Source organism: Fulvivirga imtechensis AK7 (assembly GCF_000331535.1).
Lineage (GTDB): Bacteria > Bacteroidota > Bacteroidia > Cytophagales > Cyclobacteriaceae > Fulvivirga > Fulvivirga imtechensis.
On the sequence record NZ_AMZN01000040.1, the window covers coordinates 27,264 to 52,186 of the forward strand.

Here is a 24,923-nt window from a genome sequence, read left to right on the forward strand (position 1 = left end):
TAATTTGCGGGTTCTGTTTGCTTGTTAAATTATGAAAGTATCAGCAGCACAACCATTCCAGATCATTTACTCTTTATACGAACATGAATACCTGGGGTATTTGTTCGAATCATTTGTTGTGCACCTGGACGACAAAGGCAAGCTAACGCTCCAGCATCAGAACATATCCTCAAAAAATGCCAAGGAATTCTCATCTCGCCTCGATGATACCGACTATCAGTTGATTGAGTTGATGGATTCCATGCAGCAGGATGCTGTTATCAAGCACTTTAACAAAAAAAATGTAAAGCCGGAGGAGTTTTTCCTGAAAGTCTATGATGCCAGCAAGGGAAACGAGGCCTTACAAACAGAAATTGACAGCTATCTGGAGAGAAGGAGGTCAAAAATTCTTGAGAACATCCAGGGTAAGTGGGTGTATGAGATGGGAAATGATGGCGAACCTGCGTGGAAGAAAATAGAGGTACTCGATAAGAAAGCTACCGTACTCTTCCACTTTAGAAGAAATGAGGACAACACCCATTACTTCCCCACTATCAAGTACAATGGGGAAAAAATAGATTTTCAGTATAAGGATGCCTATATCATCTGTAAAAACCCTGCCTGGATGGTATTGGAAGGAAAGCTTTACTCTTTCGAAAAAGATGTGGATGGCAAAAAGCTGGCTCCCTTCCTGAACAAGAAATTTATAGTAATACCGAAAAATGTTGAAGAAACTTATTACAATAAATTTGTAGCTCCGCTGATTGCATCATTTGATGTATACGCAAAAGGCTTCGACATTAATACGGAGAAATATAACCCAACACCGATACTTACCCTATCCGAATTAGTTGGGAACAGCTCAAGTATGTCGCTATTCAACGACAATGGCAAAGATGCTGTAGAGGATAGTGAAAAGATACTATTCGAGTTGTCTTTCCAATATGGCCCTTTCAAGTTCAAGGCTAATAATATTGGCCCGGTAAGTGTGTCCGTTGAAAAACAAGGGGATAGCTACACATTCCACCGGGTGAGCAGAAAGCTCGATGATGAAAAGGAGATCATCCAGTACATGGTTAACTCCGGTCTTCCAATAAGGAATTCAAAGGCGGCTATACCAAAAACAACCGCCTTCGCATGGTTGGATGAAAACCGGCAGGAGCTGGAGACGCGACAGTTTATCATAGATCAAAAAGATCGTTCTTCAAAAAAATATTTTATTGGTGAGTATAAGATCAGCATTGAAGTAAAAGAAAATATAGACTGGTTTGATATCCATGCAATTATCAAATTCGGTGACTACGAAATTTCATTTAAAGAGCTGAGGAAGCTGATCAGTAAGAAAAAACTTGAGGTAGAGCTTCCTAATGGCGAGATTGCCGTTATCCCAGAGTCATGGTTGATAGAATATTCGGAGCTTTTTGCTTTTTCTGAAGAAGACGAAAATGGCGAGCCCAAATTAAAGAAACACCACCTGGCCCTGGTTCAGGACCTTGAATCGGGCAACCTGGCAAAGGTGACCATGAGCCGCAAACTTCAGTCGCTGAAGGGCTTTGACGAAATTGGAGAGGCCGAACTTCCGAAACATTTCAAAGGAGAGTTGCGGCCGTACCAAAAAGCGGGATACAACTGGCTGCATTTCCTTAACCAATACAAATTTGGGGGCTGTCTGGCGGATGACATGGGTCTGGGAAAAACGGTTCAGACCCTTACCATGCTTCAGGCTCAAAAGGAAAATGGAGTGGAAGGAGCCTCCCTATTGATCATGCCCACATCGCTGGTATACAACTGGGAAACAGAGGCCAAGAAGTTTACCCCCAAACTAAAAGTATTTACCTATACCGGTACTAATCGCGACAAGGATATTTCCAAGTTTGCCAAGTATGACGTGATCATTACCTCCTATGGCATTGTGAGATTAGATATTGACTTATTGGTGAATTATTACTTTAACTACGTCATCCTGGATGAGTCGCAAGCGATAAAAAATCCAGCTTCCAACATTGCCAAAGCCGTAAGAAAACTAACCTCCCGAAGCAGACTTATTCTTACAGGTACACCCCTGGAGAATAGCACTATGGACCTATGGTCGCAGATGCACTTCATCAACCCGGGACTTTTGGGCAGTCAGTCATTCTTCAAAAATGAATTCCTGAATCCTATTGAGAAGAAAAACGATGAGGAGAAAACGCGTAAGCTAAATGCTATTATCAAGCCATTTATACTCAGGCGCCACAAGTCACAGGTAGCTACCGAGCTGCCTGAGAAGGTTGAAAACGTTCAGTATAGTGACCTGACGCCTTCGCAGGAACAAGAGTATGAAAAGGTCAAGTCATATTACAGAAATAAAATACTTGAAAATATTGAGTCGCAAGGGCTGAATAAATCACAATTGCTCCTGCTTCAGGGACTCACCAAACTAAGGCAAATTGCTAACCACCCAAAAATGGTGGATCATGAATATGAAGGCAACTCAGGCAAAATGGAAGATGTGATCCTCAAGTTAGACAATGCGATCAGGGATGATCATAAGATATTGATCTTCAGCCAGTTTGTAAAACATCTGTCAATCCTTGCCGATCACCTGAAGGAAAAGCATATTGACTTTGCATACCTCGATGGCTCCACAAAAGACCGTCAGGGGCAGGTAGAGCGTTTTCAAAATACCCCTGAGCTGAAAGTATTTTTAATATCTTTAAAAGCGGGAGGCCTTGGCCTTAACCTCACCAAAGCCGATTATGTATTCATTCTTGACCCCTGGTGGAACCCTGCCATCGAAGCACAGGCAGTAGACCGGGCACACAGGATCGGCCAGGAGAATAAGGTTTTCACCTATAAGTTTATCTCTAAAAATACTGTTGAGGAGAAGATACTGGCACTGCAGAAGCATAAAAGAAAACTTGCCAGCGACCTGATCACCACAGAGGAAAGCTTCGTGAAGAGTCTGTCCAAAGAGGATATCGAATCACTGTTATCTTAATCTTAATAACGTGAGTAGCAAATGCATATCAGGAAAACTGAGCAAAAACCCGCTATCTAGGTCGTTCTGCCTGTCCCGGGCGCTATCGGGAAAGAATGAAGAGTCTTACTAAGTTCAAGGGTACAATTAAAACCTTAGGACGATCCTTCTCCCGAAAGCTTTCGGGATAGGATGACTGCGTTTTTAAATAGAATCTCTGCTATCTTAAACCAGGGCTCCCTTGAAAATTGATTTAGAGACAGGAGGGTGGATGTCCACGGGCAGCGTGGCCCGTTTGAGACACGTGCGGAAGCGGCTTTAAGCGTTGGAAATAGCGTTTAGTGGGGAAAACGGGCTTTGCCCAGACGATTCTGTCAGTACCTTGCCTGTGGCACCTTTTTCTTTCCCAAAGGGATCCCTTCGGGGTTGTTTCGTCTCGATTGGAACATCGGGATGAAAACCAGCGTTGAAACCTCAAAAAGTGGCTAAAAGGGTGACTTTTGAGGTTGCAGAAACCAAACCAGTAGCCAAATCCACGGTTGTAGCATACAACAATCAGTTTACAGACCAAAAACAATATCAAGGAAGGCATAAACTGAGGATTGCCATTAGCGAGCGCAAAGTACTTTGCTCTCTGCGCTCAGCGCATTACTACAGGTATTCCTTGCCTTTCTGGTCCTTCACATCAGCCACATAATGCCGGAATTTCGCCTCCTCATCTTTTTTACAAATAAGGGTCACATTTCCGCACTCTGTCACCAGGTATCCGTCAAGCCCTTGCACAACTATTAGCTTGTCCTTCGGGCCTTTTATTAATGTATTGGTAGTTTCATATACAATAGCATTGCCTTGTATCACATTATTATCTACATTCTTTTCTGAAAGCTCATGAAGAGAATTCCACGAGCCAAGGTCACTCCATCCAAAATCACCTAGCACTACATACACATTGTTGGCTTTTTCCATCACACCATAGTCGATGGAAATGTTGCCGCACTGAGAGTAAGCATCGTTTACAGCACGCTGTTCCTTGTCAGTATACAATGCCTTTTCAATATCGGAAAATGTCTCTGCTACTTCTGGCAGGCACTCCTCAAAGCCTTTAATGATGGCCTTCACCCCCCAAACAAAAATGCCTGAATTCCATACAAAGTCGCCACTTTCCAAAAACTTTTTAGCCAGTTCTCGTTCGGGCTTTTCAGTAAAGGTCTTCACCCGCTTTACCAAGTCGTCAGATTCGTGGTACTGGATGTATCCATATCCTGTTTCCGGCCTGTTTGGCTTCAAACCAATGGTAATGAGTTTGTCCTGCCCCCCGGCAGCGGCAATCGCTGTTTCCAGCACCTTTCTGAATTTATCCTCGTTAAAGATCACGTGATCAGAGGGCGCCACGGTAATCACCGCTTCCGGATCTTTTTTTGCAATTTTATAAGAGGCATACGCTATACATGGAGCCGTATTTCTCCGCAAAGGCTCTTCCAGTATCTGATTATCCGAAAGTTCGGGCAATTGTTCCCGTACCAGTCCCGCGTAGTCCTCGTTGGTTACTACAAAAATATTCGCTTTGTCAGTTATGGGCAGAAATCTTTCATAGGTCATTTGCAGTAGAGATCGCCCGGTGCCCAGAATATCCAGAAATTGTTTTGGCTGACCATTTCTACTGTAGGGCCAAAACCTGCTGCCTATGCCCCCAGCCATGATCACCACATAATGATTTTTCATCTATTAGTATAAGTTTAATTAGTGTTTGTAAGAATAACTCTAAGTGGCTTTAAGAAAACGCGTTAAGGTCAAGGCCTGCGAAGTCCCAAAAAGCGGAGTCCCGTACAGTTGTCGGGATGCGTATTTTTGGGACAAGCTTAACGCAGACATTGACGTTTCTTAAAGCCACTAATTATCTATATAATGCCTTCCCTAAGAAGGTCATGAAGGTGTACAAACCCTGCCACTTTGTTTTGATCATCAAGTACAACTACCTGACTAATACTATTTTGTTGCATAATGTTTAATGCTTTTACGGCAAAATCTCCCTTATTAACAGTTTTAGGTCCTGTAGACATGATAGCACGAGCTGATAAAGCTTTAAAATCAGCATCTTTTTCCATTGCTCGTCTTAGATCCCCATCGGTAATAATCCCCAGCAAGTGATGCTGATCGTCTACTACAGCAGCAGAGCCTAAACGTTTGGATGAAATTACAATAATTACTTCCTTTAAAGAAGTATTTTCATGAACTATTGGCACTTCATTGTGTTTGAAGATATCATCTACTTTCAGATAGAGCTGTTTGCCTAAAGACCCGCCCGGGTGGAATTTCGCAAAATCATCGCTGGAAAAGTCTCGCAGCTCGAGAAGGCAAACTGCCAAAGCATCGCCAATAGCCAGGTGTGCTGTTGTGCTTGTAGTGGGAGCAAGGTTGTTAGGACAGGCCTCTTCCCCTATGGTAGCATTAAGTACAAAGTCCGCTTGCTGAGCAAGATAAGAGTCCATATTACTGACCAGCGCCACCAGTCTGGAGCCTGTCCTCTTCAGCAAAGGTACCAGCACTTTTATCTCAGGGGTGTTACCACTTTTAGAAATGCATATTACGATATCATCTTTCTGGATCATGCCCAGATCGCCATGGATAGCATCTGCAGCATGCATAAAAAGAGCGGGAGTACCGGTGGAGTTTAAAGTAGCAACAATTTTATTCGCTATGATCGCACTTTTTCCAATACCGGTGATCACAACACGTCCTTTTGAAACAAAAATTTCCCTTACGCAGTTTTCAAAATCTTCATCGATATAATCTATTAATTTTTTTACTGAATCGGCTTCATTTTGAAGTACCTTTTTAGCGATTTTTTGAATATTTTTTGCTATCTTCAATGTCCTTTTGCATTTGTGGTATATAAACGCCACAAAGATAATCAAATCATGGTGAAATGCCCATGAGCAACCACTCCACCTGGAATTAATGGGCATCATCAGGTAAAATAACTAAAATATATTTTATGGTAACTTGTAAACTTTATCAACGACAGAAATGGTGATAGAAGAGAAGGATCTTTTGAAGAGTAAACTTAAAGAAGTTTTTGGGTACAATCAGTTTAGAGGCAATCAGGAAGCAATCATCAACAACATCCTGAACGGAAGGAATACTTTTGTTATCATGCCCACTGGTGCGGGAAAGTCTTTATGTTACCAATTACCGGCATTGGTAACAGACGGATTGGCCATTGTGATCTCTCCACTTATTGCATTAATGAAAAACCAGGTGGACCAGCTAAATGCTTTTGGCGTTAATGCTCAATTTTTGAATTCTACACTTACAAAAGCAGAAATGAACCGTGTGAAAAAGGAAACCCTTGACGGTTCTATAAAACTGCTCTATGTGGCCCCGGAGTCACTGACCAAAGAAGAGAATATCGACTTCCTGAAGAAGGCAAATGTTTCATTTGTAGCCGTTGATGAAGCGCATTGTATATCGGAATGGGGCCATGACTTCAGGCCAGAATATCGTAGAATAAAAGAAATCATAGGACTGCTTGGCAACCTGCCCATTATTGCCCTTACTGCTACGGCAACCCCAAAGGTGCAGTTGGACATCCAGAAAAATCTGCACATGGAAGGGGCTGACGTTTTTAAGTCTTCTTTTAACAGAACGAACCTTTTCTATGAAGTAAGGCAAAAAAAGCACGCCAAAAAGCAGTTGATACAGTTCCTCAGAGACCATAAAGGAAAAAGTGGCATTGTATATTGCCTTAGCAGGAAAAAGGTAGTAGAGATAGCCGAACTTCTTAACGTAAATGGCTTTAAAGCCGCTCCGTATCATGCAGGCCTGGAACCTGCTGTGCGCGAAAAGAACCAGGACGACTTTTTGAATGAGGATGTTGATATTGTTGTGGCCACAATTGCCTTCGGAATGGGCATCGATAAGCCTGATGTAAGATTTGTTGTACATTATGACGTTCCTAAGTCTTTGGAAGGGTACTATCAGGAAACCGGCAGATCAGGTAGAGACGGACTGGAAGGAAAGTGCCTGATGTTCTACAGCCACAATGATATTAACAAGCTGGAGAAATTCAATAAGGACAAGCCCGTTCAGGAAAGGGAAAATGCTCGCGTACTGCTACAGGAGATGTCTTTCTATGCAGAATCACCTGTATGTCGCAGAAAGCAACTCCTCCACTATTTCGGTGAAGAATTCACCTTTGATAACTGCGAAATGTGCGACAATTGCGTGGTTCCTAAAGATAAATATGAGGCTAAAGAATATGCGAAACTGGCTGTAGAAGCTGCCTTAAAAACGGGAGAGCGATTTGGGCTCAACCATCTGGTAGATGTAATACGTGGCGTGGAAAACCAGTATGTGAAATCCTATGATCATCATATCCTCGATATTTATGGCAATGGTAACGAGGAGTCGGGAGACTTTTGGAAATCTGTAGTGAGACAGTCATTGATTTACGAACTACTGGAAAAGGATATCGATAATATAGGAGTACTAAAGGTGAGTGCCAAGGGACGCGAATTTCTGAACAACCCTTACTCTATCTCGTTTGCTAAGGATCATGAATATACTGATACAGGTGATGAAGAGGAGAGCAGCGAGAGAACACCCGTTTCTACCAAAGCATATGACGAAGCGCTTTTTAACATGCTGAAAAGCCTTCGTAAAAAAATTGCTCATCAAAAAGAGTTACCTCCCTATGTTATATTCCAGGACCCATCACTGGAAGAAATGGCCACTACCTACCCGACCACTGAGGAAGAAATGGCCCAGATCAACGGGGTGGGTATGGGCAAAGTGAAAAAATTTGGCCAGGAGTTTCTTGATCTGATCAGCGAGTATGTAGATGAACATGACATTGTAACGGCCTCAGAGGTTGTGGTGAAGTCGTCAGTCAACAAATCGAAAATGAAGATATTCATCATTCAGCAGATCGATAGAAAAATAGACCTTGATGAGATCGCCGAATCAAAAGGCATTTCCTTTGATGAATTACTGACTGAAATTGAAAACATCTGCTATTCGGGCACCAAGTTAAATCTCGACTACTATATTGACGAGGTACTGGATGAAGACAAGCAGGATGATATCTATGAATACTTCCTGAATGCTGATACTGACGATATCCGGGTGGCCCTTGAGGATGAGTATAATGAAGATTATTCTGAAGAAGAATTGAGGTTGATGAGGATCAAGTTTTTATCGGAGTATGCGAATTAGACCTGTCAGCATGGTCACGTATTCTCCTGAATGTTATAACTTTGCTCCCAACCATCATAACCTATTCAGACTATGAATATACTAATACTGGGAAGCGGGGGAAGGGAGCATATGCTGGCTATGAAAATAGCGGAAAGCGAGAAATGCAGCCGCCTCTTTGTCGCACCCGGCAATGCAGGCACTGATCAGGTTGCTGAAAATGTGCCTCTCAAGGTAGATGATTTCCCTGCTATCGGAAACTTCGTTATAGAAAATAATATAGGACTTGTTGTAGTAGGCCCTGAAGATCCTTTGGTAAAAGGGATCAGGGACTACTTTCATACCGATTCAGCGCTTAGAAAAATAGCACTGATAGGTCCCGGAAAAGCCGGAGCGAGGCTTGAGGGGAGTAAAGACTTCTCGAAAGCCTTTATGGAAAAGTATGGCATACCCACGGCAAAATCCAAAACTTTCACCGCGGCCACCATCGATGAAGGGCTTATCTACCTCGAAACATGTGCCATGCCCATCGTACTCAAAGCAGACGGTCTGGCGGCAGGCAAAGGGGTTATCATAGCTCAAAATATTGCCGAGGCACAGGAAACATTAAAAAGCATGTTGCTTGAGAAACAATTCGGACAGGCCAGTGAGAAGGTGCTGATCGAAGAGTTTATGGATGGCATTGAGCTTTCTGTATTCGTATTAACAGACGGGAAGGATTACGTACTATTGCCTGAAGCCAAAGACTACAAGCGCATTGGTGAAGGTGATACAGGCCTCAATACCGGTGGCATGGGTGCGGTGTCTCCAGTGAGTTTCGCCAACAGCACGTTTATCAATAAGGTAAAAGAGAAGATAATAGTACCCACTATCGAAGGATTGAGAGAGGAAGGGATTGATTACAAAGGCTTTATCTTCATTGGGCTGATGAACGTAGCTGGTGAACCCAAAGTAATAGAATATAATGTGCGAATGGGCGACCCCGAAACACAGGCTGTTTTCCCCAGAATACAAAGTGATGTTGTGGAACTGCTGTATGCTGCTGCCCAGGGTCGCCTGAGTGAAATCCAACTGGAAACAGACGATTTGACGGCTGTTACCGTGGTGCTTGTTGCGGGAGGCTATCCGGGCAGCTATGAAAAGGGAGATACTATAAAAGGTCTGCCTGACGTTACTGAGGCTTTAGTGGTACATGCCGGAACAAAACATGAGGGTTATGAGTTGTTAACCAATGGCGGCCGGGTGTTGGCAATAACAGGGCAGGGAGATACCCTCGAAGAGGCTTTGGAAAAAGCCTATGATGCCGTTAACAGGATATCCTGGAAGGGTATGTATTTCAGAAAAGACATTGGCAAAGATATTTTGGCTCTGCAAATAGATTAATTTCTGAGATGGCTCGTTGTATATAATGTGCAATAATGATGTTATAACAGCATTCATTTGAACCACAAAAGTGTCAGCTTAATGAGTCGCTTGAAATATCCTTGACTATTTGCCTCTAAATGATGTAATTGGGTGTCGGATATTTCATATCTTTAGTGTAGATGAAATGAAATCAACTTATGGCGGGATGCAGTGCGTGCAGCTCTGGTGATGGCAAAGTAGCGGGATGTAAAAATAACGGGGGATGCCTGACTGGGGGATGCAATAAAATGAATGTTTTTGACTGGTTGTCCAATATGGATCTGCCGGTTGTCGATAAATTTGATGTAGTAGAGGTAAGGTTTAAAGGAGGACGTAAGGAGTTTTTCAGAAACAGTGAAAACCTTCCGCTTACTACCGGAGATGCCGTTGTAGTAGATGTACCTAACGGGCATCACATCGGGCATGTGTCTTTGCAGGGAGAACTCGTCAGGCTCCAGATGCAAAAGAAGAAAATCAATGATGATGACGAGGTAAGGAAAATCTACAGAATAGCTCACCTGAAAGATCTTGAAAAGCTGGATGAAGTACAAAAAAGGGAAATGCCTACGCTTTATCGTACGCGACAGATCATCAATGACCTGAAGCTGGAGATGAAACTGTCAGATGTTGAATATCAGGCAGATAACAGCAAGGCAACTTTCTATTATTCGGCAGATGACCGCGTAGATTTCAGAGAGCTGATCAAACTGCTGGCCTCTGAGTTTAAGATCAGGGTGGAGATGCGTCAGATCAGCTTGCGGCAGGAAGCGGGACGTCTCGGTGGTATAGGGTCCTGTGGGAGAGAACTGTGTTGCTCTACCTGGCTTTCCGATTTTAAAAGTGTTTCCACCAGTGCCGCCAGGTATCAAAATCTTTCATTGAACCCCAGCAAGCTTTCAGGACAGTGCGGCCGATTAAAGTGCTGCCTCAACTATGAGCTGGAGACGTATATGGAGGCCTTGAAGGATATTCCCGAATTGGAAAAGCCTTTGCTCACTGAGAAAGGAGTAGCCAAACTCCAAAAAACAGATATTTTCAGAAAGATCATGTGGTTTGGGTATGATGAAGAAAATACCTGGCATGCTATTGATGTGAGGCGCGTTGCCGAGATCATGAAGCTCAATAGTGAAGGCAAAAAACCGGCCTCGCTGATAGAAGATAATGTGCCGGGTAAAGATGAACATGTAGCCCTGAACAGTGACCTGGAAAAAATGGACCGAAAGTATAAGGGCAAATCAGGTGGCAATAAGAGAAAGAAGAGAAAGAAGTTTAAAAACAGAAAGAAAAGCAATCAAAATAAATGATAAAGCCAGCGTTTATAATTTTCCTGTCACTTTTACTAGGGCTTTCGGCTTGCGATAATAGTAGGATCTACGAGGAAAATGTAGAAATGAAAAACAAAACCTGGGTATCGGACACCACCCTCAATTTTGAATTTCAGATCGATGATCCCGGACAAACTTATAACCTGTACTATAACCTTCGCAATTCAGCATCTTATCCTTTTCAAAATATATATGTTATTTATACATTGAAAGATACTTTGGGCCATCAGCTTGACTCAATGCTGGTCAACAAAGACCTTTTTCATCCTAAAACGGGGAAGCCCTATGGAAGTGGCCTGGGTGACATTTTCGATCACAAATTTGAGCTGCTGCAAAACTACCGGTTTGACAAGGCGGGCGCCTACAGGCTAAGGTTACAACAATTCATGAGGAGAGATTCTCTCCCTGAAATACTGGCTGTAGGTGTGAGGGTAGAAAAGGCCGATACAGGTACCAACAAAGATGACTAACTTTACAAAGCAGATATGAGGATCATCATTGCAGGAGCCGGAGATGTAGGTTTCCACCTGGCGAAACTTCTTGCATATGAAAAGCAGGATATTATTCTCATAGACAAGGATGCAGACACCCTGGCTCAGGCTGGCAGTAGTTTGGACGTAGGGACTATTAAAGGAAGCAGCACTTCCTACAAGGTACTGGAGGAGGCTGATGTTAAAAATGCAGATCTGCTCATTGCCGTAACATCATCAGAGGAGACCAACCTGACCACGGCTATGATCGGCAAGCATTTGGGTGCAAAAAAAACCATTGCCAGAATACAGAACGTAGAGTACCTCCTTGACAAGGAAAAGCTCGACCTGAAGGATCTGGGTATCGATGAGATCATTTCGCCAGAATCGCTGGCAGCTAAAGAGATCAAGAGGTTATTAAAAGAGGTAGCAGTAACTGACACCTTTGATTTTGATCAGGGAAAACTATCTCTGATTGGCGTTACTATTGACGAAAACAGCCAACTGCGTAACAAATCGATGATAGAGGTAGCACACCTCAACCCACATCAGAATTTTGTGACCGTAGCAATCCTCAGGCAGAATAACACCATCATTCCTCATGGTGAAAACCGGTTTATGGAAGGTGATCATGCCTATTTCATAGCTCAACCAGATGGTGTAGACCGCGTGCTCGAGCTATCGGGTAAGGAGCAAAAGCAGGAGATAAAAAATATTATGATCCTGGGTGGTAGCAAGGTAGGCTTCCATGCTGCAAAACGCCTCAGCAGAAAGTATAATGTTAAGCTGATCGAGAGCGATAAAGACAAGTGTTTTGAACTGGCGGACGAGCTCAGAAATGTAATGGTCATTTCCGGGGACGGGCGCGATATTGAACTGCTGGAAGAGGAGGGCATTGATGAAATGGATGCTTTTATTGCTGTTACCGGCAACTCGGAGACCAATATCATTTCATGCCTTGTGGCTAAAAATCACAACGTTAAGAAGACCATTTCCCTGGTAGAAAATATTGATTACATCCACCTGTCGCAAAATATAGGTGTTGATACCATGATCAATAAAAAGCTCATTGCCGCTAATTTTATTTTCAGATATATAAGGAAAGGGGAAGTAATATCCCTAACCAGTATCCATGGTGTAGATGCAGAGATCCTGGAATTTATTGTAAAAGCAGGATCCAAGATCACTGAAAGAGAGATCAGGGAGCTGGATTTCCCGAGGGGGGCCATTATAGGCGGTGTAGTGCGCAATGGTGTTGGCTATACTACCATGGGTGATTTTCAATTCAGACCGAAAGACAGGGCAGTGGTACTTTGCCGGCCTGAGTGTATCCGGGCTGTTGAAAGATTCTTCAAATAACAATATATGAGGCTCAACATCCGGTTAATTGTCAATATTCTGGGTCTGCTACTCATGCTCAACGGCACCTCCATGCTGCTGTGTCTCCCATTTTCCATATACTACCGGGAAGAATTATGGCATTTGGCATTATCCGGTGGGATTACTTTATTCACAGGCCTCCTGATCTGGTTGCTCACCAGAAGGGAGCAGAACAAAGAGCTAAAGAAAAAAGACGGATACCTGATCGTGACTTTAGGTTGGCTCTGTATGTCAGCATTCGGCACATTGCCTTATATGTTGTCTGACACCATTCCAGGCTTTACCAATGCCTTTTTTGAGACTATTTCCGGCTACACGACAACTGGCGCGTCCATAATGACAGATATAGAAGCTGCACCAAAAGGAATTCTCTTCTGGAGAAGCCTTACCCAATGGATCGGGGGCATGGGTATTATCGTTTTGGCTGTCGCCATACTTCCGATATTAGGTATTGGAGGTATGCAGTTATTTGTAGCAGAGGCCCCCGGGATCTCCCCGGACAAGATGAAGCCAAGAATAAAAGAAGTGGCCAAGCGCCTATGGTTCATATACCTGGGGCTAACATTAGTAGAAACTGTACTGCTGATGTTTGGAGGGATGACATTTTATGACGCCATCAATCACTCCCTTACCACCATGGCCACAGGAGGATTCTCAACGAAAAACGCCAGTATTGCTTACTATGACTCCGCCTATATCCAATACGTGATCATTATCTTTATGTTTTTAGCAGGTACTAACTTTACTATTACGTATTTTGGGCTTAAAGGACGATTCCGGAAAGTATGGAAGAATGAGGAGTTCAGAAATTATTTGATCATAGTCGTGTTGTTGTCTGTAGCTATCTCATTTTTTGTTTTCTCCTCCAAATGGGAGGGTTTTGAAAAGTCATTTCGCGACTCATTATTCCAGGTAATTTCCATCATCACTACCACCGGCTTTGTTACTGCCGACTACACCGCCTGGGCTCCTTTTCTTACCATTATATTCTTTCTGCTTTTGTTTATGGGTGGCTCTACTGGCTCTACATCCGGGGGCATAAAAGTGGTGAGGCATACGCTTCTTTTCAAAAATAGCTTTTTGGAAATGAAGCGTCAGCTACACCCTTCAGCAGTAATCCCTGTGAGACTTAATGGCGCAGCCGTTAGCAGAAACATCACCTATAACGTGCTGGCTTTTGTGATGATCTACCTGCTGGTATATGGTGTCGGAGTATTCCTTTTATCCTTTACCGGAGTTGAGTTTGATACTGCCCTGGGTGCGGTAGCCACTTCTTTGGGCAATGTAGGACCGGGATTAGGCGAGGTAGGGCCGGTTAACAATTTTTATGGTATCTCTCCCTTTGGCAAATGGCTGCTGGCTTTTCTGATGCTACTCGGCAGGCTGGAGTTATTTACCGTGCTCATGCTGTTCAACCGCAATTTTTGGCAAAAATGGTGAGGGTGAAAAGTCCGAAGACCGAAGTCGGAAGTAACGGGTTGATTATTCCTTTGGCGTCAACACCAGTTTGAAGGGATATACCTTCGCTGTCATCAATCCGCTATGCACCGCTGGGTCGTTTTCAAAAGTCGAGGATTAACTCAACCATTCTTAGCATTTAAACCTTCAATTTTGTAGCTTTACTACAAAATTGAAGCGTAAATGGTACTAGAGATTCGTTTAAGTAATTTTTTTTCCATTAAAGAGGAGGTTATACTCGATTTAAGAGCTGGCAATATACAGACCAAAAATGCGAAGGAGTTGCAGTGCAACCTTTTCACCCACAATGATGAAAATATATTGAAAACAGTGGCCATTTATGGAGCAAATGCTTCAGGTAAGAGCAATATCATAAAGGCTATTCGATTTTGTTGTAGAATGATTTTCAATTCGCATACGCACAATGAAAATATTCTATTCAATTTCCAACCATTTAAATTTGACGGATACCAAAATAAGCCAAGTAAATTCTTTATAAGATTTGTCTCGAACGAAACAGAATACGAGTATTCCTACAGTCTAACCCGAACAGAGATTATTACTGAAGAGCTTTATCATTATCCAAATAACCGTAAGGCAAAAGTCTTCACCCGGGATGAAAGTATTGATGGCAAGAAGAGAAACAAGTATAGCTTTTCAAATGTTATAAAGCGACCATTTGATGTTGCTGAAAACACCTCGGTGAAAACCTTATTTATTTCGAGAGCGAGCCAAATGGACAGGGGGATTGGAAAGGAACTATTTAATTATTTCAACGAGAAGTTTATACTTGGTTACACTGACTACAACAGCCTCTCTCTAGAACATAATTTAATCGCTAATAAAAATTTTTTACTTAAAGCACTACAAATTGCCGATAGCGATATTGTAGATATTTCATATAGAAAGGAAAAAGTAAAACTCAAATCTTTGAAGTTTATTTTCGGCAGTGAAAGCGACTCTGTAAGTAACGAAGACACCGAGAATGAAATTTTAAAAATAGAAACTTATCATAAATCAGAACCAAAAGTTGCATTTGATTTTAACACTGAAGAGTCTGATGGCACGAAAAAACTTTTTATTTGCCTACTCAGCATTTTAGATATTGTTCGAAATAATAAAACATTACTAATTGATGAATTAGAGACTAGTCTTCATTCTAAACTTGTTGAATTTATTATCAATTTATTTCATGCCAGCGATAGAGCTCAGCTTATTTTCACAACCCATAATACCAATCTTCTTGACATGAAGAAACTGAGAAGAGATCAAATCTTTTTCGTAAATAAACAACAAGACGGGGCAAGCGATTTGTATTCACTGTTTGATTATAAAGACTTCCGAGAAAACATGGATGCTGAAAAGGGTTACCTCCAAGGCAGGTTCGATGCTATTCCGTTTATTGATGAAACAAAATCTAGTCTAAAGTCAATATTAGATGGCGAGTAGAAGAAAACCGAGAGGAAAAAGAATAAATCCAACTTTCTATGTTTTTTGTGAAGGACAAACTGAAGAAGAATATATTAAATTCTTGCGAAGCGTCTACAGAATTCCTATTGAAATTAATTCCAAGAGAACAGGAAATAATATTTCGCAGCGCTACATAGACAGTTACTTAAAGACCAAAACCCGCCATGCAAAAGATCAGACATTTTTGATGTATGATTTGGATGTGGATCAAACGCTTGACAAACTAAACAACCTGGATGGGATCCTGCTGGTATCAAACCCATGTATTGAATTGTGGTTTTTGCTGCACCACCAAGATCAACGTGCAAATATATCAAGTGCAAGCTGTATTAGGACCCTTTGCGACTTATGTCCTGGTTATATAAAAGGTAGATTGTCAGACAATTTAAAGGGCAGGCTTATTGACGCTGTTGATGAAGCACTCTTGCGGGCAAAAGCATTAAACACATTTGACAACCCTTCAACAACAGTAAGCGAATTTATCGTGGAACTTGAACTCGTTAGAAGTTCAAAAAAAGAAGGCAACTAGCAATGTAGCAAAATGCCAATTATGTAGTTGCCTAATATGCAATGAAAGATGAAGGTAAGTGGATAAAATTCAGAACAAGAATATATCTGGTTCAACACATTCCGACCTTGAAACGCCTTTTACACCTATTCTACCACTAACCTTTGGTCCTTGGGGTATTTTACCTCGTATTTCAGGTTCATCTGCTTACTGTCGCCCGACTGCAATTCAAGCTTCCAGCGCAGGATACCGGTCACCTGATTATGGTCTGCTTTACCCGACTCAATTAGATCAACTGTAATTTCCTTGTTGGTAGGTATAGGCACCTGGTCTTCAATAGTAATATTTATGGGTTGTTGCTTTTTATTTCTCACCTTGATCTCAAAACCTACCAGCTCTTTTCTGTTGCTGCCTATAAACTGCTTAGAGCTCAGATCCTTGACCTTTTCGCGTGTAATGGCTATGTTTTTATCTCTCCCCAGGGAAATATTAAGGGTATCCTTAACATGGCGTGTATCCAGAACGGTCTTACCAATGAATTTGCCTTCAAAGAAAAGATTGGCTTCTCCTGCCAGGAAGTTGTAAGCCTCCCAATCGGTAACTTCTGCTTTCAAAAAGGCATCTGTATCTAACTTGGGCACAGCATAGTATTGATACGTAGCAGGCAGCTCATAAGCCATCATATCTACCGTCTGATTTTTGCCGTCTGATTTGATGGTATAGGGTTCGTCCACGGAAAATTCCAGGGTGGTTTGCTTTACAACTGCCGTGGCGGCTATTTCTTTTTTTACCTTGGGCTTATAATATGATGAAGGCGCACTTTCATATACCCCGGCAGCCCTGCCGCTAAGGCCTGTCACCACCACTTCGGAAAGCTGCACGACATCAGGATTAAGTGCAACATCTATTACAGGTCTGTTGCTAATAGGTACCTCCTGGCTTTCAAGGCCGATAAAGGAGTAAATGATGGTGCGGGCATCTTGTGTGAGCGGCAATCGGTAGTTACCATCAAGGTCAGTAACTGTGCCTACACTGGTTCCCTTAATGACCACATTTACACCTGGTAAAGGAGCGCCATCTTCACTACTGACCACGCGGCCTACCACTTCATTACCTATCATCGAATAGGTGCCTGCCTGGTTCTGAATTCCGTAATTGTTATGAGCCACACGGTTATTAAACCCTAGATACCATGTGCTTAAGTTAGGGGCCACACTACTTTGGCTGGGGTCAGCATTACTAAAGGTGAGCTTTACCTTTTCCCAGTTTTCTCCGGTACTTTGATGCACATTGGCTTTGTACGTTACCTCTATGGGTTTTTGAATATTTACAGCCCTTATGTCGTATGAAGGCAACCATCCAGCCTCCTGAACCAGGTAAGTTAGTATAAATTTTGAGTTCAAAGTACTCTTTGATGAAACCGTGACAATGACCTCACGCACAGGTTCGGGTCTTTTACTGTTGAGCTCTGTTAGTTGAGCATTTACTTTCTCCAACTTCTGCTTTGTAACTCTTATTTTCCTGTTTAGTTCAAGCTGTTTATTCTTGATCTCAGCAAGACGTTCACGGTAGTATGCCGCTGCCTGCTTCAACTCTTCAATATCTACTCCATTGGAGCTACCACCAATAGCCTTATTACTGATCAACAGTGATTCCTCCTCTTTATATACCTCAATCCACACCTGAAACTCACTCATCTGCTCCAGCAACTGTTCTCTGTTATTCTCCAGCGCTATCAACTGCTCGGATTTCTTCTTTTCATCCATATAATTCAACCTTCCGGAAACGGCCAGCACTTTCAGCTTTTCATTATAAGCCTTTACCTGTATACTTCTTTCCTGAACGTTGGCTGGTAAGTTGCCGATGATTACCGTAGAGTTCCCGGCAGGAATTGTGGCTTCAAATGATCTTGTCACCTGTGCTCCTTGCAAATAAACGGTAACTTCGGATATTTTAGATGAGATATGTTGTTCATCTCCCTGGGCAGATAGCGTAATAACCACAGCCAGGTAAAAGAATATGGTAGAGAGCATTTTCATAATACTAAAAGTTTATGTAAGACATGTTTTAGTATTAGATGCCCACCCGGAGCGGATTCCATAATAACTTTCGGAATTTTTTAGACCGGGTCTTCTTTAGTGGGTGTTTTTCAGCCTCTTTATTTCTTCTTCCAGTTTTTTGATGGTTTCTTCCAGTTTTTTGATGGTTTCTTCCAGTTCCTTTGTCTTGCGATCGCGGTCTTCGTGTATTGCCTCCATTTCTTCCAGGTTTTGTTTAAGTTCTTCTTCACGCACAGCCAGTTCTTCGGCCTTGATTTTTGAATCTTCCAGGAGTTTTTTAGTCTTCTCCCCCAATAGGGTTGTATTTATGGCTGTGGTGAGCCGTTCTGAGAAGATCTTTACCATTCCCATCTTATATACTTCAATCTCCTGGAATGAGGCTATCTCCATCACACCGATAATAATATCTTCATAAGCCAGTGGAATAAGCAGCAGACTGGAGGGAGAGGAATTTCCCAGGCCGCTGGTAATGTTAAGGTAGCCGGGAGGGAGATCGGTAAGGTAGTTGACTTCATTTTCCTTGTAGCATTCTCCAACCAGCCCCATGCCAGGTTCGAACTCCTGTTGGCTTTTATCATAACCATAAGCAGATCGTTGTACCAACACTGTCTGCCCCTCTTCATTTTCATGAGCAAGGTAGATAGCGGCCACCTGCACTTCCATCAGGTCTACAAGCGTTTTCAGCACATTGTGGCACAGTTCTTCAATATCATCTTTGGACCGGCTCAGCACCTCTCCTAACCTGACCATGCCCTGGTCTGTCCATATGCGTTCCTTTTCCTTTTCTCTTTGCTCAGCGATGGCCCTTTTTTGGTTCTCAACTTCAGCATATGCTTCATCAATAGATCTTTGCAAGGCTTGCTTATCCCTTTTAAGGCCCCGTTCTCTAAATTTGATCAACCCGTAAAACATAGAACCGGCACTGATAGCGCATATAATATAGAACCACCAGGTACGCCAGAAGGGAGGGGTAACAGTCAGGCTTAACATTATACCCTTTTCATTCCATATGTTGTCATTATTAGATCCTTTTACCCTAAACACGTATTCCCCCGGATCCAGGTTTGTATAGGTGGCCGTACGCTTATTCCCTACATCATTCCAATTGTCCTCAAAACCCTCCAGCACATAAGCGTATTGATTTTTCTCAGAATGGTTGTAATTAAGGGCTGCGTAGTTAAAGGTGATTACCGCCTGTTTATAAGAGATGGTGATGTCATCAGTATAGGTTATACTCTTTTGCAGTATAGAATCCTGACCGATGCTTACGGGCTTGTTGTAAATTAAAAAATCGCTGATCACAATAGGAGGCACAATAGTGTTGTTGGTAATTTCTGACGGAAAGAAAATGTTAAGACCATTAACTCCACCAAACATCAGACTGCCGTCAGCATTCTTATAGGCTGCTCCCCAGTAAAACTCATTGCCTTGTAATCCTTCACTGCTATCATAATTTCGGAATTCTTCAGTGGTTGGGTTAAACTGTGAAAGCCCATTATTGGTACTTAACCATAAGTTATTGTTTTCATCCTCCAAAATACCATAGATCACGTTGTTAGGCAGGCCGTCTTTCTCAAAATAGCCTGTAAATCTTTCGTGCTGAATATCAAACTTATTAAACCCTCCACCGAAGGTGCCCACCCAAAGATGCCCTGAGCCATCGTGGTGAAGGCTGATGACATGGTCGCTGCTTAGTGAATGCCAATCATCTGGGTTATGAGTATAGGTTTTAACATCATTTCGATTGACGCCGATCCTGTTCAGGCCATGCCATGTACCTACCCACAATGTACCATCCTTCTCCTCCTTGAAGGCTTTTCCTTGTATCGTTGAGCCCTTTATGCCGATAAACTTTCTCCATTTTCCTGACCCTGGTTCAAAACGAGCCAGGCCATTCTCCGTTCCCACCCAAAAATCACCAAAACGATCCTTGTGAAACATTTGAATTCGATCATCAGGAACAGAATTAGCATTGCGCGGATCATGTTTGTAAATTGTAGTCCTATTTTGAGCAACTTCCAGCTTGTAAATACCACCTCCCCAGGTTCCTACCCACATTATACCGCTCTCATCCTTATAAATAGCCGATATCTGTGGATGATCAACATAAATACCCAAAGTTGTGTCGGAGGGAAACCGCTTTACTTCTCCGGTTTCCCTGTTCAGCACATTTAATCCACCAGCCTGTGTTCCCACCCATATCAGGCCCTGGTCGTCTTCATACAGGGCACGGATCACATTATTACTGAGGCTATTAGGGTTAAGAGGGTCATGCCGATAGGTTTTGAAGTTCTTTTTGTCCAGGAGTTTATTGATCATTGCGCCCTCATTTCCTATCCATACAGTACCGCTTCTGTCTTTAAATATCACCCTCGGACTATTATTGCTTAAGCTATAGGGATCAGCTTCATTTTTTTTATAATGATACGTTCTTCCCTGGGGTTTATCCCAAATATCAATGCCATTGCCAGTAGCCAGCCAAATAGCACCGTTCTCGTCAATATGAATGTCATATATGGCATTGCTACTCGTGATATTAAGGCTATCAGACTCAGTCGTATATCTTTGGAACTCATTTTCTTCAATAAGCAAACTGTACAACCCCGTACTCTCGGTACCAATCCAAAGTGTACCCTCACCATCCTCCGAAATAACTCTTACATCGCTGGAAGCCAAACCATTAGAGTCAAAAGTATTGGCATTGTAGTAGTTTGTTTCTCCCGTTTGGGGGTTATAGCTGGCCAATCCATTGATGGGAGCCCAGATTACGCCTCTACTGTCTTCGTAAATGGTAAGTATAGGCTCGGTAAAATCTGTGAATTGCCTTTCAAATTTACCCGTATTCTGATCGAACATATTGAGTCCGTTAGACCAGGTTCCTATCCAAACATTATTTTTACTATCTACCATCAGCGACCAGGTAGCATTACCGCTAAGGCTGTTTTTATCTTTCGGATCGTTTTGATAACGTACAAACTTATTTTTTTCGGTAATGAATTGATTCAATCCACCACCCTGTGTGGCTATCCAAATGTTTCCAAGAGTATCCACTGCCAGATCACGTATGTTATTGTCAGAGAGGGAATTGGCATTGCCCACTTCATTCTTGTACATTTTTATTTCATAGCCATCGTAGCGAAGGAGCCCGTCAGGAGTACCAAACCAAAGAAACCCTTTCTGATCCTGCACCATGGCCGTTACTGACCTGCTTGCCAGAGCCCTTACATTGCCCAGGTGATCAAACTTCAAATCATCGTATTGCGCATGGGTAAAGCCAATGGAACAAATAAATATTATGCTGACAATGATCTTGTAGCAGCGTGTGGCCATAACGAACCAGATTTAGTTTTAATAAAAAGGTTGCGGACAAGAATAATAGCAACCTATAAGTTAAGATAATTATTGAAAAATCTCAACAAAACGCCTTCGGGGATTGCGAAAGGAGAAAATTCTTTGCATCCCTCTTACTTCAATAAGGCAGGTGGTTTACCAGAAGAAAGAGTTTTTACTTGTTTAGCTCATTCAGCGCACTTATTATGTCCCTTTGGTTTTCTAATTGTTCTATGTGGTAAGGAGGGGCAATGCGGTCACCACAGTCAATAAGAGAACATCTTTCGCAGGTTGTGTTTACTACTTTGTTGACAATAGCAGGGTCGTCAATAAATTTTATGCGCTTACGGAGGTTGTTATCTATAAAAACACCGATGGTCACACTCATGCTTTCATCAGGATTGGAAACATTCGGAAAGGCAATGGTCAAACACAGGTATTCATTAGGTGTTTCGTGATAGTGGGAGATTTGAGCCCCGGCTATTACCTCGCTCCTTTTTTTCAATCGATGCATGCTTCTCAGCTCTTTTATAAGGCCAATGGATATCCATCGTCTGCAATAGTGCTCATTCAGACTGTTGGCGTGCGGATTGTGAGCTCTTGATAGATGCAGTTCTTTGGTAAGTTCATATGACGAGAAATCATCGGTACCCAGAAAGCGAAGAAAGAATAAATTTTTGATACCGAAATACTTTGGCAAAATATTGGTCAGCCGCTGCATGAGCATTTCAGGAGTAGCATTATATTTTGATATGAAAGACAACAATTTATTACTGCTCCACTTCTTATTCAGAGCAAATTCCCTCACATCATTTACCACCTGGTCCTCATCCATTAGTAATGCTGCGGAAAAATATGATGCTTTATAGTTATTCAGCAAAGCTTCGAAGTTGTAGCTCTTCTGTGGTGGAGTTTCCATAGGCCTCTCCTTTAACTTCAGGTACTGAAAGCCGATCTCCCTGCCTAACAGAAAGCATTCCTGGGCATCTGTAAGCTCGTTGTTAATAAGAAGCTTTTTGTTTGGCTTGTAAAAAGACCTCAGGTGTTTTAATGCCGGGTAAACCGGAAGCTCCTTCCTGTCAATGAATATTCCGTAATTTTCCATGAGCACATATTCCAACTGCTCTTTCTTCACCGGCACATCCTGCATCTCCTTGTTAGCCTTTCTGAAGTCCTTCACTGCCCTTTCCAGTTCAGGAAAATAATTATCATGCAGCTCCTGATATGACCGGAGCGCTGCATAATAAAAATGTTCCTGGTTCATTTCATAATTTCTTGAAATAAGAGATATAGAGCTAATGAAGGCATTGATCTTATCCGGAGAAACGGATATGAGTTCTATGATCTTTTGTGCATCGAGCCCAAATAACTCCAGCGGAAATTCTTTGAAGAAATCGGACTGTAGCAAATTGATCACCGGCTGTAGCCGCTTTGATACTTTTAGAGAAACAAGATTATCGTAAGATTCACCCAACGCTTCGGCTAATTGCAGGATCTTGTCCCCTTTCGGATATTTTTTTCCTTTTTCTATCTCACTTAAATAAGAAATAGACAGTCCTGTTTTTTGAGATAACTCCTGAAAAGAAAGTCCTCTTTCTACGCGCAAATCGCGGATTTTCAACCCAAAGATATGTCTGAGGGAAAAGTTTTCATTGACCATGAAGCAAAGATAAAAAATATTTGTGTAAAATTTCTTTCAGCGAAATTTCGCTATTAATGAAATTTTTCTGATATTCGTATCCATGATCAACTAAACCAAGAGAAATTATGATTGACGAATTGACCACCAACACCTACCTATCTCCAGACACCATGCAGATCAATGGTGCTTTCAACGAGGAGTATGCAGAAATATTAACCCCCGAAGCGTTACAGTTTCTATACAATCTGCATGTGAAATTCAACGGAAGACGTAAAATGCTTCTTGAGAAGAGAAAAGAATACCAGAAAAAAATTGATCAGGGTATTATGCCCAATTTTCTGGAATCGACACGCCATATACGAGAAGGTGAATGGCAGGTAGCGCCACTTCCCCAGGATCTTATGGATCGCAGGGTGGAGATCACCGGGCCTGTAGAACGGAAAATGGTAATCAACGCACTCAATTCCGGGGCAAAAGTTTTCATGGCCGATTTTGAGGATAGCAACACGCCTTCATGGAAAAATAACATTGAAGGGCATATCAACCTCAGAGATGCCGTGAACAGAACAATTGAATATAAGCACCCGGAAAAAGATAAAACTTACCGGCTTAACGATAAAATAGCCACACTTTTTGTAAGACCAAGAGGCTGGCACCTGGAGGACAAGCATATTGACATCAGGGGTGAGCATATCAGCGGCAGTTTGATGGATTTCGGTCTGTACTTCTTCCATAACGCGAAGAAATTAACAGAGATGGGCACCGGACCTTATTTCTATCTTCCAAAAATGGAAAGTCACCTGGAAGCCAGGTTGTGGAATGATGTGTTCATCTATGCCCAGGATTACGTGGGCATACCCCAAAAGACCATTAAGGCAACTGTGTTGATCGAAACCATACTGGCCGCTTTCGAGCTGCACGAAATTCTCTATGAATTGCGAGATCACTCTGCCGGATTGAATTGTGGCCGCTGGGATTACATCTTTTCCTTTATAAAAAAATTCAGAAACAAACCAGGCTTTGTAATGCCTGACCGTTCACAAATAACCATGGGTGTACCCTTCATGAAGTGCTATACCCTGGCGGTAATACAGGCCTGCCACAGAAGAAATGCGCATGCCATGGGTGGAATGGCAGCACAAATTCCCATCAAATCTGATCCTGAAGCCAATGAAAAGGCGTTGGAAAAAGTAAGGATGGATAAGATCACTGAGGCCAAAAATGGTCATGACGGTACCTGGGTAGCGCACCCTGACCTGGTAAAAGTGGCCATGAATGCTTTCAATGAATACATGCCCACTCAAAATCAGGTCCATATCAAAAGAAGAGATGTACATGTAAAAGCAGAGCACTTGCTGGAAGTACCTGAAGGCACGATTACCGAACAAGGCCTGAGAACTAATATCAATGTTGGCATTATGTACATAGAAAGCTGGCTGAGAGGCAATGGCGCTGCAGCCCTGTACCACCTGATGGAAGATGCAGCTACTGCGGAGATCTCCAGAACCCAGGTATGGCAATGGCTCAAAGCCGGGGCCGTGATGGAAGATGGCCGCATAATTACACCGGAATTATATGAAGAGATAAAAGCTGAAGAATTGAAAAAAATAGCTTCCCTGGTCGGGGCAGAGCATTTCAGGAACGGGCGGTTTGAAGATGCCACCAAGCTTTTTGATGACCTGGTGCGATCAGAATACTTTGAGGAGTTTTTAACACTCCCTGCATATGAATTAATTGACTAAACC

Annotated in this window: 15 protein-coding genes; 10 read left to right on the plus strand and 5 right to left on the minus strand. The window is 42.4% G+C overall.

The annotated features are described in order from the left end of the window. The first annotated feature begins 31 nt into the window (after nucleotides 1-31). The gene (locus C900_RS11555; protein WP_009580049.1) at nucleotides 32-2,959 is read left to right on the plus strand and encodes a DEAD/DEAH box helicase; all 2,928 of its coding nucleotides are present in this window, start codon (nucleotides 32-34) and stop codon (nucleotides 2,957-2,959) included. Nucleotides 2,960-3,589: 630 nt separating this feature from the next. Here the strand turns inward: C900_RS11555 and C900_RS11560 are convergent. Then, nucleotides 3,590-4,660, minus strand: a complete 1,071-nt coding sequence (locus tag C900_RS11560) for a mannose-1-phosphate guanylyltransferase (RefSeq protein ID WP_009580050.1) — start codon at nucleotides 4,658-4,660, stop codon at nucleotides 3,590-3,592. A gap of 176 nt (nucleotides 4,661-4,836) precedes the next feature. Further along, nucleotides 4,837-5,808 carry a KpsF/GutQ family sugar-phosphate isomerase gene (locus tag C900_RS11565; protein ID WP_009580051.1) on the minus strand — a complete coding sequence of 324 codons (972 nt, stop codon included), beginning with the start codon at nucleotides 5,806-5,808 and terminating at the stop codon, nucleotides 4,837-4,839. A gap of 157 nt (nucleotides 5,809-5,965) precedes the next feature. Between C900_RS11565 and recQ the strand changes: the two genes are divergently transcribed. From recQ to C900_RS11605, 8 genes are all read left to right on the plus strand, one after another. Then, a complete protein-coding gene (gene recQ, locus C900_RS11570) occupies nucleotides 5,966-8,152 on the plus strand; it encodes a DNA helicase RecQ (RefSeq protein ID WP_009580052.1) in 2,187 nt (728 codons plus the stop codon). A 72-nt stretch (nucleotides 8,153-8,224) separates the two neighbouring features. Further along, nucleotides 8,225-9,514, plus strand: a complete 1,290-nt coding sequence (gene purD / locus C900_RS11575; protein WP_009580053.1) for a phosphoribosylamine--glycine ligase — start codon at nucleotides 8,225-8,227, stop codon at nucleotides 9,512-9,514. A gap of 179 nt (nucleotides 9,515-9,693) precedes the next feature. Next, nucleotides 9,694-10,839 carry a PSP1 domain-containing protein gene (locus tag C900_RS11580; protein WP_009580054.1) on the plus strand — a complete coding sequence of 382 codons (1,146 nt, stop codon included), beginning with the start codon at nucleotides 9,694-9,696 and terminating at the stop codon, nucleotides 10,837-10,839. Further along, nucleotides 10,836-11,330: a gliding motility lipoprotein GldH gene (locus tag C900_RS11585; protein WP_009580055.1), complete on the plus strand. Its 495-nt coding sequence runs from the start codon at nucleotides 10,836-10,838 to the stop codon at nucleotides 11,328-11,330. The genes C900_RS11580 and C900_RS11585 overlap by 4 nt, the downstream gene beginning before the upstream one ends. Before the next feature lie 15 nt (nucleotides 11,331-11,345). Continuing rightward, nucleotides 11,346-12,689 carry a Trk system potassium transporter TrkA gene (gene trkA, locus C900_RS11590; RefSeq protein WP_009580056.1) on the plus strand — a complete coding sequence of 448 codons (1,344 nt, stop codon included), beginning with the start codon at nucleotides 11,346-11,348 and terminating at the stop codon, nucleotides 12,687-12,689. 6 nt (nucleotides 12,690-12,695) lie between these two features. After that, a complete protein-coding gene (locus C900_RS11595) occupies nucleotides 12,696-14,150 on the plus strand; it encodes a TrkH family potassium uptake protein (protein WP_009580057.1) in 1,455 nt (484 codons plus the stop codon). 201 nt (nucleotides 14,151-14,351) lie between these two features. Further along, nucleotides 14,352-15,617 carry an AAA family ATPase gene (locus C900_RS11600; RefSeq protein WP_009580058.1) on the plus strand — a complete coding sequence of 422 codons (1,266 nt, stop codon included), beginning with the start codon at nucleotides 14,352-14,354 and terminating at the stop codon, nucleotides 15,615-15,617. Beyond that, nucleotides 15,607-16,167: an RloB family protein gene (locus C900_RS11605; RefSeq protein WP_040496599.1), complete on the plus strand. Its 561-nt coding sequence runs from the start codon at nucleotides 15,607-15,609 to the stop codon at nucleotides 16,165-16,167. The genes C900_RS11600 and C900_RS11605 overlap by 11 nt, the downstream gene beginning before the upstream one ends. Before the next feature lie 125 nt (nucleotides 16,168-16,292). On the opposite strand, the gene C900_RS11610 is transcribed toward C900_RS11605, so the two are convergent. From C900_RS11610 to C900_RS11620, 3 genes are all read right to left on the minus strand, one after another. Continuing rightward, nucleotides 16,293-18,185 (minus strand): DUF4139 domain-containing protein, encoded by a 1,893-nt coding sequence (locus C900_RS11610; protein ID WP_009580060.1) that lies wholly within the window; start codon nucleotides 18,183-18,185, stop codon nucleotides 16,293-16,295. Between the two features lie 96 nt (nucleotides 18,186-18,281). Next, entirely contained in the window at nucleotides 18,282-21,536 is a 3,255-nt protein-coding gene (locus C900_RS11615; RefSeq protein WP_009580061.1) for a ligand-binding sensor domain-containing protein, read from the minus strand. Between the two features lie 175 nt (nucleotides 21,537-21,711). Beyond that, complete coding sequence (locus tag C900_RS11620) at nucleotides 21,712-23,196, minus strand: helix-turn-helix domain-containing protein (RefSeq protein WP_009580062.1); 1,485 nt, start codon at nucleotides 23,194-23,196, stop codon at nucleotides 21,712-21,714. Between the two features lie 107 nt (nucleotides 23,197-23,303). Between C900_RS11620 and aceB the strand changes: the two genes are divergently transcribed. After that, a complete protein-coding gene (gene aceB / locus C900_RS11625) occupies nucleotides 23,304-24,920 on the plus strand; it encodes a malate synthase A (protein ID WP_009580063.1) in 1,617 nt (538 codons plus the stop codon). Nucleotides 24,921-24,923: the final 3 nt, after the last annotated feature.